This is a genomic window from Psychrobacter sp. van23A, assembly GCF_030845275.1.
Lineage (GTDB): Bacteria > Pseudomonadota > Gammaproteobacteria > Pseudomonadales > Moraxellaceae > Psychrobacter > Psychrobacter faecalis.
The window spans coordinates 2,610,667-2,624,981 of the sequence record NZ_CP132595.1 but is presented as its reverse complement, the minus strand read 5'-3'; the positions used below and the strand labels follow the sequence as shown (position 1 = coordinate 2,624,981).

14 protein-coding genes are annotated in these 14,315 nt (G+C 43.4%); 11 read left to right on the top strand and 3 right to left on the bottom strand.

Annotation, left to right across the window (positions count from 1 at the left end):
• Window positions 1–62 precede the first annotated feature (62 nt).
• The 4 genes from RAH45_RS11155 to RAH45_RS11140 all read left to right on the top strand — a co-directional run bounded on the left by RAH45_RS11155 (window position 63) and on the right by RAH45_RS11140 (window position 4,331).
• Window positions 63–275: a PspC domain-containing protein gene (locus RAH45_RS11155; RefSeq protein WP_068407485.1), complete on the top strand. Its 213-nt coding sequence runs from the start codon at window positions 63–65 to the stop codon at window positions 273–275.
• 470 nt (window positions 276–745) lie between these two features.
• Window positions 746–1,771: a glycine--tRNA ligase subunit alpha gene (gene glyQ / locus RAH45_RS11150; protein WP_369811331.1), complete on the top strand. Its 1,026-nt coding sequence runs from the start codon at window positions 746–748 to the stop codon at window positions 1,769–1,771.
• A 9-nt stretch (window positions 1,772–1,780) separates the two neighbouring features.
• Window positions 1,781–3,874, top strand: a complete 2,094-nt coding sequence (glyS, locus tag RAH45_RS11145; RefSeq protein WP_306495276.1) for a glycine--tRNA ligase subunit beta — start codon at window positions 1,781–1,783, stop codon at window positions 3,872–3,874.
• 166 nt (window positions 3,875–4,040) lie between these two features.
• Window positions 4,041–4,331 (top strand): hypothetical protein, encoded by a 291-nt coding sequence (locus tag RAH45_RS11140; RefSeq protein WP_369957748.1) that lies wholly within the window; start codon window positions 4,041–4,043, stop codon window positions 4,329–4,331.
• A 122-nt stretch (window positions 4,332–4,453) separates the two neighbouring features.
• Here the strand turns inward: RAH45_RS11140 and RAH45_RS11135 are convergent, their stop codons facing one another.
• Window positions 4,454–5,008 carry a cell division protein ZapA gene (locus RAH45_RS11135; protein WP_068407477.1) on the bottom strand — a complete coding sequence of 185 codons (555 nt, stop codon included), beginning with the start codon at window positions 5,006–5,008 and terminating at the stop codon, window positions 4,454–4,456.
• Window positions 5,009–5,159: 151 nt separating this feature from the next.
• Window positions 5,160–5,600 carry a hypothetical protein gene (locus RAH45_RS11130; protein ID WP_068407475.1) on the bottom strand — a complete coding sequence of 147 codons (441 nt, stop codon included), beginning with the start codon at window positions 5,598–5,600 and terminating at the stop codon, window positions 5,160–5,162.
• Window positions 5,601–5,807: 207 nt separating this feature from the next.
• Here RAH45_RS11130 and RAH45_RS11125 point away from each other — a divergent pair, with 207 nt between their 5' ends.
• The 7 genes from RAH45_RS11125 (at window position 5,808) to RAH45_RS11095 (ending at window position 12,516) form a co-directional block, all read left to right on the top strand.
• Window positions 5,808–6,461 carry a UPF0149 family protein gene (locus RAH45_RS11125; RefSeq protein WP_068407473.1) on the top strand — a complete coding sequence of 218 codons (654 nt, stop codon included), beginning with the start codon at window positions 5,808–5,810 and terminating at the stop codon, window positions 6,459–6,461.
• Between the two features lie 98 nt (window positions 6,462–6,559).
• On the top strand, window positions 6,560–7,051 hold the full coding sequence (locus RAH45_RS11120) for a nucleoside deaminase (protein ID WP_264753718.1): 492 nt from the start codon (window positions 6,560–6,562) through the stop codon (window positions 7,049–7,051).
• A gap of 104 nt (window positions 7,052–7,155) precedes the next feature.
• A complete protein-coding gene (argE, locus tag RAH45_RS11115) occupies window positions 7,156–8,406 on the top strand; it encodes an acetylornithine deacetylase (protein WP_068407471.1) in 1,251 nt (416 codons plus the stop codon).
• Window positions 8,407–8,572: 166 nt separating this feature from the next.
• The gene (locus tag RAH45_RS11110; RefSeq protein WP_306495275.1) at window positions 8,573–9,454 is read left to right on the top strand and encodes an IS982 family transposase; all 882 of its coding nucleotides are present in this window, start codon (window positions 8,573–8,575) and stop codon (window positions 9,452–9,454) included.
• Between the two features lie 38 nt (window positions 9,455–9,492).
• Window positions 9,493–10,221: a LysE family translocator gene (locus RAH45_RS11105; protein ID WP_068408308.1), complete on the top strand. Its 729-nt coding sequence runs from the start codon at window positions 9,493–9,495 to the stop codon at window positions 10,219–10,221.
• 795 nt (window positions 10,222–11,016) lie between these two features.
• Window positions 11,017–12,231, top strand: a complete 1,215-nt coding sequence (locus RAH45_RS11100; RefSeq protein WP_198329180.1) for an RtcB family protein — start codon at window positions 11,017–11,019, stop codon at window positions 12,229–12,231.
• Between the two features lie 48 nt (window positions 12,232–12,279).
• A complete protein-coding gene (locus RAH45_RS11095; protein ID WP_227515010.1) occupies window positions 12,280–12,516 on the top strand; it encodes a hypothetical protein in 237 nt (78 codons plus the stop codon).
• 91 nt (window positions 12,517–12,607) lie between these two features.
• Here RAH45_RS11095 and miaB read toward each other — a convergent pair whose 3' ends face one another.
• Window positions 12,608–14,116, bottom strand: coding sequence for a tRNA (N6-isopentenyl adenosine(37)-C2)-methylthiotransferase MiaB (miaB, locus tag RAH45_RS11090; protein ID WP_068408313.1), 1,509 nt, complete (start codon window positions 14,114–14,116; stop codon window positions 12,608–12,610).
• Window positions 14,117–14,315: the final 199 nt, after the last annotated feature.

The following is a 14,315-nucleotide window of genomic DNA, read 5'->3' as shown; positions in this document are numbered from 1 at the left end:
GATAAGAATAACGTTACATAATACATTCAAAATAAGTAGAAATAATAAGAGAGGTATTTGATTTGGCTAAGTTAGCAAAATTACATCGCTCAAGAAATAATCGTATGATCGCAGGTGTGATGGGCGGTATTGCAGAATATGTCGGCTGGTCGCCAACATGGGTTAGATTGTTATTTGTGATTGTCTCCACCATGAGCGCCGCTGTCCCAGGCATCTTAATTTATATTATCTTATGGATAATCATGCCTAAAGCAAATAATCAGTCTTATCAGTAAAAGCAAAGTTATAAAGTTAAGATGAATATTGATTGTTAATATTAATGTTATCTAAATCTAAAGTCATTTAAATAAAGACAACGTTAAGAACGTAAAATACAAGGCTAGAATAAAAACAATAGCCCATGAAAAAACAAAAAGCCTGACTCATCAGGATGCCTGCGACACACTTTTCCTCCTGCCCGAATGCTCACGCATTTGGGTATTTTTTTATCTTGTTTTTATATCTATCGGCTTAACGACGCTGATAGGTATAGTTTGACGATGAACATAGCCAATAACTGGCTATTTGAGCGATTTAGACAAATTTAATTGCGCTAAATATAGATAAAATGGTCAATTTTTAGTAAGGTGAGCAGGCAAATAGAGCCGTTGCCAAATAGGCCATACGCGCGCTATCAATATCTTATTTTATAATACCTATTCCACCGCGGCGTTATGACATGCCCCAAACTATGACAATCCAAACTATGACATCTCAAGCGACAACTTCGATGACCGCAGAAAAACACGCTCAGCCGATGACTTTTCAAGATTTAATTCTCACCTTACAGAACTACTGGGCTGATAAGGGCTGTGTGGTTTTGCAGCCTTATGATATGGAAGTCGGCGCTGGTACCTTTCATACCGCGACATTTTTGCGCTCGCTAGGTCCTGAGCGCTGGAATGCGGCGTATGTGCAACCATCACGCCGTCCAACCGATGGCCGCTACGGTGATAACCCGAACCGTTTGCAGCATTATTATCAATTTCAAGTGGTTTTAAAGCCCAATCCACCCAATATCCAAGAGCTGTATTTGGATTCACTACGCGCTATCGGTATTGATCCATTGGTGCACGATGTGCGTTTTGTTGAAGACAACTGGGAGTCGCCAACGCTTGGTGCGTGGGGACTTGGTTGGGAGATTTGGCTCAACGGCATGGAAGTCACCCAGTTTACTTATTTCCAACAAGTTGGCGGTATCGAGTGTTTCCCCGTGACAGGCGAGATTACTTATGGGCTTGAGCGCTTGGCGATGTATGTGCAAGGCGTTGATAGCGTCTATGATTTGGTCTGGGCAGATGGCGAATTTGGCCGCGTAACCTATGGCGATGTTTTCCATCAAAACGAAGTTGAGCAATCAACCTATAACTTTGAGCACGCTGATGTGCCAATGATGGGTCAGATGTTTGATTTTTATGAGCAACAGGCGGATAAGTTGGTTGCTGAAGGTTTGCCATTACCTGCCTATGAGATGGTACTAAAAGCGTCGCATGCCTTTAACTTGCTTGATGCGCGCGGTGCGATTTCGGTGACAGAACGTCAGCGTTTTATTCTGCGGGTACGTACGCTGGCGCGTAAAGTTGCCTTTGGTTACGTCGAAGCACGCGCCAAATTGGGCTTTCCGTTGGCCGATGAGGCCCATCGTCAAGCGGCGCTCGATAAGTATTTGCCAAAAGAAGATGTGCTAACTGAAAATACAGATGATAATCAAACTACTAACAATAATAAATAGGAGCATCCCATGAGTACTATTTTATTTGAACTGGGGTGTGAAGAGCTACCTCCAAAAAGCCTAAAACCGCTACGTGATGCGCTACAAGCAAGTGTCACCGAGCAGTTAAATGAGGCTGATATCACGTTTGATAGCATCAAAGCATTTGCCGCGCCGCGTCGTTTGGCGATTCAAATTGAGGGTATCAGCGATAAGCAGCCTGATCGTAGCGAGCAAAAACGTGGTCCGGCTATTAAAGCGGCGTTTGATAGCGATGGTAATCCAACGCGCGCAGCGATGGGTTTTGCTAAGGGTTTAGGTATCGACGCCAGCGAGCTGATCACTATTAACACCGATAAAGGTGATTATGTCGGCTATGAGCAGATTATTCAGGGTCAAGCGACGACTGAGTTACTACCTACTATTTTCCAAACCGCGCTTGATAATTTGCCGATTGCTAAGCGTATGCGTTCTGGCGAGAGCCGCAATGAGTTTGTACGTCCGGTACAATGGGCGGTATTGATGCAAGATGATGTGGTCATTGATGCGACTATCCAAGGACATCAAACTGGCAAGCAAACGCGCGGTCATCGCTTCCACAGTCCTGACTATCACGAGATTACGCACGCCAATGATTATGAGCAGCTGCTCGATGGTTTAAAAGTCGTGGCAGATTTTGATAAGCGTCAAACGTTGATCAAAAATCAAGTCAAAACGCTAGCCGATGAAGTTAATGCCGATCCTATCGTGCCGCAAGATTTGTTAGATGAAGTGACGGCGTTGGTTGATTTCCCGATTGCGCTGCGAGCAAACTTTGAGCCGCGCTTTTTACAAGTGCCGCAAGAAGCGCTTATCTCGACCATGCAAGCGGATCAAAAGTATTTTTGCTTGACCGATAAAGCAGGCAAATTGCAGCCGTACTTTATTTTTATCACCAATATTGAGTCAAAAGATCCGAATCAAATCATCGAAGGCAATGAGAAAGTCGTGCGTCCGCGTTTAGCTGATGCGGAGTTTTTCTTCTTGCAAGACCAAAAGCAGCCTTTATTTGCTTTGACTGAAAGCCTAAAAACGCGTGTCTTCCAAGATAAGCTCGGTACGATTTGGGAAAAGTCTGAACGTATTGCTAAGCTTGCTGCCTTTATCGCTACACTGATGCAGCAGCAAGGACGCGATATTAATGTTGATGAAACGGTACGAGCTGCAATATTATCCAAAGCGGATTTGGCTAGCTCATTGGTCGGTGAATATCCTGAACTGCAAGGTATCGCCGGTACGTATTATGCGCGCTTAAATGATGAACCTGAAGCCGTCGCGGCCAGCCTGCAAGAGCAATATTTGCCTAAGTTCAGCGGTGATGTATTACCGCAGACACCGATTGGTATTTGCTTAGCGTTGGCTGATCGTTTAGATACGTTGGTTGGTATTTTCGCCATTGACCAAGCACCGACTGGCTCAAAAGACCCATTTAGCTTACGTCGTTCAGCCATTGGAATTTTGCGTATTTTGATTGAAAAGCAATTACCAATTAATTTGGTGGTGCTCGTTGAGCAAGCGATTAAAGGTTATAGCACCAGTGAAGGCAGTAAAATTGCTAAAATGGGCGATACCTTTACCCAAGTGATGGCGTTCTTAAACTCGCGCTATCGGGCGATGTATACCGAGCAGGGCGTCAGTGTCGATACGATTCAAGCCGTGCAAGCAATCAATCCGCATATGCCGCTCGATTTTGATCAGCGTATTCGCGCTGTGCAAACCTTTAGTGAATTGCCACAAGCCGAAAAGCTTGCCGATTCAAACAAACGTGTTGCCAATATTTTAGCGAAATCAGAAGTAAGTGTCGCTGACACTGTCGATGAAGCGCTATTATCTGAACCTGCTGAGCAAGCGTTATATCAAGCGATTCAGCAAGCGCAAACGGCGGTCAAACCTTTGCTAGAAACTGCTGACTATACGCAAGTATTGCAAACGCTGGTCAGTTTGGATGCGCCTTTGTCAGACTTTTTCGCTGACGTCATGGTCAATAGTGAAGATGCGGCGCTGAAAAACAATCGCTTAGCACTGCTCAAGCAAGTGCGCGCCTTATTCTTAACCGTGGCTGACATCAGTGAGCTGCAGCTGTAGTTTGTTCATTATAGTTCGACAGTGATAGACCTCTGTTAGTTTAAGCATCTATGAGGTTAATTTATTAACGACTTAAAAAACTGGCTGTATATGGCCAGTTTTTTATACGTTTATTCTACAGCGTTGGGTTTATAATGTCTTAGAACGTATCCAAAGGAGCATTGCCGTGTTGGCCGTTATCATTGTAATTCTTATTATCTGGGCTGTGATGTGGGGCTTTTATAAGTTTATGTACCCGCGTGCGCCAAAAAGCATGATGCCAAAAAAGGGCGATGTGACCACGCCGCGCCAGTGTGATTTTTGTGGCAACAGTTTGGCTGAGTATCGCGGTGTGCTGGAATCTACACCTACTTTAAATAGTAATAATGATATGGCCGCTAATAAAGCATTGTTCTTTTGCAATTATGAGCATCAAGCAGACTTTCATGCTGGTAAGACTTATCAAGCAGATGCCTAACTTGTAAGCCATAAGTTGTTAATCACAAGTCGATAAGCTTTTATCACCATTTAAAAAAGCGCTTAGCTCTGATGAGTTAAGCGCTTATCTTTTTAGAATACCTATTTAATATTGAGGCAAATTTATAAAATGGAATGCGCATCTTTCATAATTTTGTTGAGCAGTGCTTCAGACTGTTTGCTTTGTTGGAGACGATCTTCTTCGTTTCTTTCATGAGTTTGGATTTTTTCATATAAATTTAAGCAGGTTAATACCAGTAGGTTTTCTTGGCTAAGACTTGGTGCATCTCTTCTTAACTTTAGAGCAAAGTCGTTGATATAGGAAACTGCTGCACGCAATTCTTCTTGCTCGTGTACAGGACAAAAAATAGGGTAGGTTACGCCAGCAATCGCCACATCGACCTTTTTAATTTGTGGTTCAGGAGCGCTTGCAGGTTTAGCAGCGCTATTTACCGTATTACTATTTGTCTTATTGTTATTTGCGTTATTGTTTACATTGCTATTTGCATTGTTATTTTGCGGGTTCGAATTATTTGGCATGGCTTTTTGTGGTTGCGTGGTTTGTGTTTGATTGTCTTTTGCTGGAATGGCTGTTGATTGAGTGTTTTTGGATTGAATGTTATGGGTCTGACTGCTTGGCAGCTGACGCTCTACAGGGTTTGCGCGGTCATCGGTCATGATAAATCCTACAATATGTGTCATTAAAGTGAATAAATAGCTGTCACTGCTCTAAATAGGGTGCTGATAAACCTAATAAACTTAAATGCTGAATAGATAAAGTTAATCAGCAAAATTGCTCAAGTTAAGCATGATGAATATCAACGTCTGCTTAACTTTCGGCTTGGTCAATGCGTGTCAAACGCTGTAAGACCACTTGGGTACGCTCAGCGGCCAATTCATTTTTCTTCTTCAAGTCACTATTTTGCTGCTTAATATCGCTATACTGCTGTTTTAATTCATTATTACGCTGCTGCAGTGCATGGTTTTGGTGCTGTAATTGCTCAATCTGCTTGTTTAATTTGTCTTGTTCTTCGCCAATCATATGATGGGCTTCGGCAAGGCTTTGGTAGCGCTTATCAAGATCGTTTAATTGTTTTTTGGCACCGTCACGCTCGCTATAGCTGCTATCGAGCTTGGTTTTAAGAGCGGTAAGCTCTTTTGGGTCAGTCACTGGTTGTTGTTTGAGGCTGCTAAGTTCAGCACTGACAAGCTGATACTGTTTTTTAATATCGAGTACCATTTTTTCTAATATTCTAAGTTGGTCATACATAGTCAGTTTTTATCCTTAACAAGTAAGCGTAAATGAATTTTGTTCTCTGCGTTTAATAATGCCATAGGTGACCGCATAATATCTATATCAACAAAGTAATTGTATGGCGCTTTGTTTTGTGACTTTTATCACTTGCCGCTTTATGAATCATATCGGGCGGCGTCTGTTGGTATTTACCACTATTAATCAATTACTAGGACATCTATTATGAATGACAATATCTCTGGCTGGAATACTTGGCTGGCTGCGTTTGATGACTGGACGGACGTGTCTATCAGCGAGGTACACGGCTTGATGACGGGGCTGATGACCGCCTGTAATGCCCCTGATGAGCCAGTTTGGGCAAAGGTGTTTGAAGAGCTGAGCTTTGCGCCGCTGCCTGATGCCGCATTAACTTTACTCACCGAAGAGGCAGAAGACATCGTTTTTCAGTTAAAAGACAAAGACGATGCTTATGCGTATATGCCACTGGTGCCAGATGATGAACATGACCTGTACGAGCGCGTGATGGCGCTGAAACAGTGGGCAAATGGCTTTATGACCGGTTTTGGTATTACCGATTGTGGTCTAAGCGCTGAAGAAAACGAGATGCTTTCAGATTTGGCAAAAATTGGCGCGATACGTTTAGAAGATGATGAAGACTTCGAAGGTGGCGAAGAGTCTTATCTGCATATTTTTGAATTTGCACGCATGGTTCCGGTTAGTTTTGCTACGCGTCAACGCAAGCCTGTGAAAGATATTGCTCTGATTGCTGGCTTGGCTATCGATGCCAAAACCACCAAAGAGCTACAAGCAGAAGGTAGGTTGCCTAAACCGATGCCGCCGGTCGTTGATGTGATGAATCAAAACCGCCCATCATAATTAACATGATAGGATAAAGGGAATGAGAAATAGCTGAGATTGATGCCAGAGAAATGGTACTTGGCTATTGGATAGCTATCCAAAATAATGAAAGGGATATGATGATGACTACTGATAATGAGATGGTTTATTTACGCCGCTGCATTGAGCTCGCTGCTGAAGCATTAGAGGCGGGCGATGCGCCGTTTGGTAGCGTGTTGGTCGATGGCAATGGCAAAGTATTACAAGAAGATCGTAATCGTGCCAATACGGTCGATGCGACTTACCATCCTGAAATTGCCGTCGCCAAGTGGGCCGCGCAAAATATGACCCCTGAGGCACGAGCAAAAGCCGTGGTATATACCTCGGGTGAGCATTGCGCCATGTGCTCAGCGGCACATGCGTGGGCTGGTCTGGGTCGTATTGTCTATATCAGCTCATCAAAACAGCTCGGTAAATGGATGGACGAGATGGGTGTGAGCTCAACATCGCCCATCCATTCATTAAGTATCCAAGAAGTTGCACCGAATGTGCCCGTCGAAGGTCCGATTGCCGGTTTAGATGAAGAAATCAGAGCCCTACAGCAGCGTTCATTTCAAAAAAATAAGTAAAAAACTTAAATAAAAAATCTGCTTAAAAAGGCTAGGGCGTGTCTTCATTATTACGCTTATTAAAAAAGCTGTGCCTTTTTATCTTAGTACGATAAGGAAGTCTTATGACGCTAAAAAATTACGATAACGTTGCAGAACGAGAAACGCCCAATACTCATTATTCTACTGGCAATTATCCAAAAGACAGTATTGATTGGCTGACAAGATTAATTGCGTTTGATACGGTCAGTCGCCATTCAAATTTGGCGTTGATTGACGATGTGAAAGCGTATTGCGAGCAATTGGGCTTAACGGTAGGTTTAACCTTTAATGATGCTAAAAATAAAGCCAATTTATTCGTTACGGTGCCAGCGGGAAAAGATGCCGATGAAGTGAATCATGGTCTGGTACTATCGGGTCATACCGATGTCGTACCAGTAGATGGGCAAGACTGGACGTCGGAGCCGTTTACCGCGACCATTCGTGGCGACAAGCTATACGGTCGCGGTGCTTGTGATATGAAAGGCTTTATTGCTTGTGCGCTGACACTATTGCCGCAAGCGGTAAAACTCTCTAACGCAGGCCAGCTGCGTCGCCCATTGCATTTGGCATTGTCGTTTGATGAAGAGGTCGGCTGTTTGGGCGCACCGCTACTCTTGGCAGATTTGAAAGCGCGCGGTATTACGCCTGATTACTGTATCGTCGGTGAGCCGACTAACATGGCGATGGTGGTGGCGCATAAAGGCATCGCGGTTTACCGTTGCCGTGTTCATGGCAAGTCTGGGCATTCGTCATTGACTGCCCAAGGTGTCAACGCTATTAGCTATGCCAGTCGTTTGATTGGTTATGTTGATACTTTAGCAGAAGAAATCAGCCAGCGCGACGATAACGACGCCATGTTTGATGTGCCTTATTCGACATTGTCTGTTGGCACCATACAAGGCGGCACCGCGACCAATATCGTCCCTAAACTGTGTGAATTTACCTTTGATTATCGTAATCTGCCGCATATGACACAAGACGATATCCTCGCACCGATTGCGGCAAAAGTTGCAGAGCTCAGCGCCCAAATGCAAGCACGCGCTGCCGATACTGGTATTGAGCTGCTACAAGAAGAGAGTGTACCAGCGATGACCGATAGCGATAGCGCTGAGCTACAAGCGTTAATTATCGCTCTGACCGGTGACGATACACGTCATAAAGTCGCTTATGCAACTGAAGGCGGTCAGTTTACTAATAGCGGCATCCCAACGATTATTTGCGGTCCTGGTAGCATTGAGCAGGCGCATAAAGCCGATGAATATGTCGCGCTAAGTGAAATGGCACGTTGTGATGAGTTTTTACAAAAGCTGCTAAACAGCTGTGCTATTAATTGATAAAATAGTCAACAAGCAATTCTATTGCAATATAGATGCGCATGACATACACCGTCTTTATGGCGGTGTTTATTTTTACCCCACTCTCAACTTCGAAAGTGATTGAAAAAAGAAGAGCACCTCACTAATCTATTGTTTTCGACCAAGAATACAATGGAGTTGTGAGATGCCCATAGACGAATTTATCATCAATATCTATTTAATGGTAGAGCAATATTACAAAATAGTCGTCACCAAACCCTTGCGAAGTGCAGGTTACGCGCCAAAGCTAAGTGATCCTGAGGTTATTTGCATGGAGATGGTCGGTGAATTTTTACACCTTGATCAAGACAAACAAATTTGGCAATACTTTACCCAGCATTGGCAAGACTGGTTTCCAGCCATCGGCTCATACCCTAACTTCGCAAAGCACTGCGCCAATCTGTGGCAAGTCAAACAGCAGATACAAGATAACGTCAGTCAAATTGAAGGCCGTGACAACATTCATTTTATGGATGGCTTTCCGATACCCGTCTGTCATTATGGACGCGCTTATCGGCATAAGAATTATCAAGACTTAGCAGCTTTTAGTTACTGCGCTGCTAAGCAAGAGAGGTACTATGGCTTTGAAGGCCATTTGCTTGTTAACTTATCGGGCATGATTAAAGGCTTTACCTTTGCTCCTGCCAATGTTGATGAAAGAGCGGTTGCCCCAGAAATCACCACTCATATTCATGGGCTACTTGGCGCTGATAAAGGGTATATCAGCCCTAGTCTGACATCGTACTACAATGTTCAAGGCGTGGATTTACAAACGCCACTCAGAGCCAACATGAAAGAGGATAGACCCAAACCTGTGGTAAGACGGCTGATGAAAGTCCGCCGTATCGTTGAAACAGTCATTGGTCAGCTATCAGAAAGATTTAACTTACAAAGAGTGAGAGCAAGAGATTTATGGCATTTGTCTCATCGATTGATTCGTAAAATCCTGTCACACAATCTGTGCTTTGTACTCAACAAAAAACTTGGTAACCCGCCTCTTCAGTTTGAATTGCTTATTTCAAGTTGAGAGTGGGGTAATTTTTATAAAAAAGTAGGGGTTGGTTGATGTCTTGGCATCTGTTTGCGGTATTTTTTGCAAGTACGTTTTTTATCTCAGCGACCCCCGGTCCAAACATGCTACTGGCCTTTCAGTATGGCCTTAATTATGGCGTCAAGCGTACCTTATGGACGCTGGCAGGTTTAAGCCTTGGGCTGTTTATTTTACTGCTGTCAACGCTCCTTGGACTTGATGTTATTAGTCGTCAATCGCCATGGTTATTGACAGTGATTAAGACCGTTGGTGCGATTTACCTTATTTATTTGGGTGTCGCATCGTGGCGCGATAGTGGTAGTAGCAGCTTAATGAGTGATGCCAGCGAGCTGAGTACAGAAGTTCATAAAGAGCTGACTACGACTGCGGAAATGGCAGATAAGCCTATGCCGCGCTCACTTTCGAGCGCGGCTGTTAAAGCGCCGCCTAGCGATTGGTTATTGTTTCGAACGGGCATGTGGGTGTCACTGTCTAATCCAAAAGCGATATTGTTTTTTGCCGCCTTTTTTCCCAAATTTATCAATTTTAGCGCGCCGCTGTGGCCGCAGTATATTATGCTGACTTGTGGGCTGTTTTTGAGCGAGACGATTTGGCAGCTGATTTATACCATTGGCGGTAAAAAGCTGGCTGGTTGGCTTGATGTTGGTGAGCGTTTGGCATGGCTCAATCGCGGTTGCGGGGTGATATTTATTTTAATTGCCGCGGCGTTATTGGCTGAGGTGTTAAATAGTTTCTTGGCTTAGGAATTAATCAGGTTTATGTTTAACGTGGTTTTTTAAAAAGTGATACGTTTTCTAGAAAATTTTTATATAATTAAATTAATTATTGACTTTATTTTTTAAATCATTATTATTATCTCATTGATTTATAGCGCTTATCTTTCATAGGTGCTACATTATCCCAATTAATCTGCTATTGTCGCTCTGACATTGGCCACAACCTACGGAGGAATCATCGTGTCCTATTTAAACATCAAGACGTTTTCAAAGATTGAACGTATAAACTGCATGACAGCAATGACGACTTCGAAAAGGTTTGGCTGAATCTATATATAAGCTATTGAGTGATATCTTGTTTATTGATATCAACGCATAGCCTTCTATATCTACTCACTCTATCCCTCTTCTAAGTGCGCTATGTCAACATAGCTCGTAATCGTGCACGGCATTTTCGCGTTTGCTATTAGCTGTTTATTCGAAATTCTACCTTACTATTATCACTAATATTCTCGCTCAGCTCACGCTATTATTTAGTAAATAACTATTTATGTGTGTGCTATCTAAGCTTTCATTTTTAAGCTGAATATTTTGGTAGCGTAAAAATTCTTTTTAAAACGTCCATCATAAAGTAATCATACATTTTTATTGATTTTTTAATCAATAAAGAAGCGGTATTTTATTGTCTATTTCTTATGAAAAATAACTTATTGAGTGTTTTACTTAATGGTAATCAATAAGTAAATTATAAAGTTAAAGAAATAGGTAGATTAAAATATATTTTGTATGGTGATTAAAATAATAAAATGGAAATAATACATTATGAGCATTCAATTAGTATTAAATGAAAATAGTAAGTCTGGCGTACCGGTCAAGATTTATACATCAGATATTGAACAAGAGGCGATGCAGCAATTACGAAATTTGGCTCAGCTGGAGTTTGTACATTCGCATATCGCGGTGATGCCTGATGTACACGTTGGCAAAGGCGCTACCGTTGGAAGTGTGATTCCGACCAAATCCGCCATCATTCCGGCTGCAGTCGGTGTCGATATTGGCTGCGGTATGAACGCGGTGCGTCTATCTCTGACGGCAAGTAATTTGCCTGATAGTTTAAGGGCATTACGCTCAGTAGTGGAGCAGCAAGTGCCAGTTGGCTTTAATATGCACAAACAAATCCAAGCCAAAAACTCAACGCTTGATCCGTTAGGTAAACGCCTAAGACCGATTACTGATAAGCATCCAGGTTTGCTCAAGATGCTCAAAGGCTTTGAGCGTACGTGGGCAAAGCAACTTGGCACATTGGGTGGTGGCAATCATTTCATTGAGCTGTGCTTAGATGAAAACAATGATGTCTGGGTCATGCTGCATTCTGGTAGTCGCGGCATTGGTAATTGTATTGGTCAGTACTTTATTAATCTTGCCAAAAAAGAGCGTCAATCACGCTTTGGTCATGTGCCAGATCGGGATTTGTCTTACTTTGCTGAAGGCTCTGATAGTTTTGTTGATTATGTTGAGGCGGTGGACTGGGCGCAGGATTATGCGCTAGAAAACCGCCGTGAGATGATGCGTTTGGTCATTAAAGCCATGCAGTCACCACAAGCGGGGTTGCCACGTTTTCAGCTGACCAAAGAAGCCATCAATTGCCATCACAACTACGTCAATGAAGAGGTACATTTTGGTGAGCAAGTCTATGTCACGCGTAAAGGCGCTATCAGTGCCTACCAAGGTGAGCTGGGGATTATTCCCGGCTCTATGGGCGCAAAATCCTTTATCGTCCGAGGTCTTGGCAATGATGAATCGTTTTGCTCGTGCTCGCATGGCGCAGGGCGACAAATGAGCCGAGGCAAAGCCATACGGGCATTTACCATTGATGAGCTAAAAGCGCAAACCGAAGGCGTTGAGTGCCGTAAGGACAAAGGCGTCATCGACGAGATACCCGGTGCTTATAAAGACATTGAAGAAGTGATGGCCAACCAAGCCGACTTAGTCGAAGTGGTGCATACGCTGAAACAGGTCATGTGCATTAAGGGTTAGTTGGTTTTGCAAAACAGATTTAGAGATATTAAAAATATAGGTAACAATATGAGCTTAAAACAAACCTTAAAAAAGGCCAAGCAGATTGAACGGCAGCTGGAACAGCAAGATGCCACAGCCAATCAAAACTTACTTGGTGCTGTAAAACCGCGAAATTATCTGGCGCTAAATCCACTGCTCAAAAAAGGCGGTATTCATGAAAAAGAAGATATTGATATCATGCGCAAAAAACGTCGCCGCGAAACCAAGCAGCAATTGCGGAAGACCGATTGGTTATCGCAGTAAAGACAATTAATTTTAACATCCACGCACAAAAAAGCCGCTCCCTACTTAAATAGAGAGCGGCTTTTTTATTTATACAGTTTTTTATAAAGGGTTAAGCCAATACCTCGATAAGCTCGCCTTTTACCATATGCGGACTGACAAAATCGGTCACGCGTACGCTAACGATTTTACCCAGTAGTTCATCTACTTTATCAACGTCAAAAGGGAACATCACGGTACGGGTATTGTCTGCTGTGCCGATTAAGCAATCAGGATGACGATTGGCCACTTGCTCGACTAAGACGCGAGTCGTAGTGCCGACCATTTCATGGGTTTTGGCAAGGGTTGAATCAATAATAACCTGTTGAAATTCTGCCAAGCGTGCTTTTTTGGTTGCGAAGCTCACATCATCAGGCAATTCTGCCGCCGGCGTACCCGGACGCTTAGAGTAAATAAAGCTATAAGAGTGATCGAAGTTTAATTCTTTTGCCAAGTTTAAGGTATCTTGGAAGTTCTCATCAGTCTCGCCAGGGAAGCCAATAATAAAGTCACTCGATAGGTGAATATCAGGGCGTATGGCTTTGAGCTTATTAATCTGATTGATATAAACATCAATGGTATGGTTGCGTTTCATCGCCGCCAAAATAGCATTTGAGCCACTTTGAACCGGTAGATGCAGGTGTGACACCAGCTCTGGCAACTTGGCATAAGCATCGATAATATCATCGGTGAACTCTAGCGGATGGCTGGTGGTATAGCGAATGCGCTCGACACCATCGACATGCGAGACGTAATGCAAGAGCTCAGCGAAACGGCAAATACTGCCGTCGTCTTTTTCGCCGCGATAGCCATTGACGTTTTGCCCGAGCAGGTTAATCTCGCGCACGCCTTGGGCAGCGAGGCTATCAATCTCTGCCAAGACATCATCAAGCGGACGCGACAATTCTTCTCCGCGCGTATAAGGCACCACGCAAAATGAGCAATATTTTGAGCAGCCTTCCATGATGGAGACAAAGGCTTTAAACCCTTCTACTCTTGGTTCTGGTAAAAAATCAAACTTTTCGATACTTGGGAATGACACATCCACCGTACCGATACGGTTTTTAGGCGAGATAGAACGCTGCTCATGCGACTGGTCATACAGCTCTGGCAGACGGTGTAAGGTTTGTGGCCCAAAAACCATATCCACGTAAGGCGCACGTTTTTGGATATTATCGCCTTCTTGCGAGGCCACGCAGCCGCCAACACCGATAACCAGATCAGGGCGTTTTTCTTTTAATTTGCGCCAGCGACCCAATTCTGAAAACACTTTTTCTTGCGCTTTTTCGCGAATTGAGCAAGTATTCATTAGTAGCACATCGGCTTCGTCGATATTGTGGGTGACTTCCATACCGTGTGAATCGCCCAATACATCAAGCATTTTGCCAGAGTCATAGACGTTCATCTGACAGCCTTGAGTGGTAACAAAGACTTTTTTCGGCGTACCACTGCCATTGACTGGAGTTTGGGCAATAAACGCTTCAACAGAGTTTGACGCTTCGAGTGCCGTAACGGCAGGCGCAGTAACCCTGTTCTCAACAGCAGCGTCATCGATGCGGGGATTAAATACAGTAACACTCATAAGCGAAGTCCATGATTGACTAAAAATATAGCGAGGTAGGCGATTAACCGGTGGCGTATTTTATCATAATCTGCCATCAATGTGAAAAGTTAGCATGGGCTTAAACTGTTGACGCCATTTGATTATTTATAATAGTATCAATTGCTTATCTATTACCATCACTCAGATAAAGGCTTTTAGCACAATTAAGCCTAGTAAA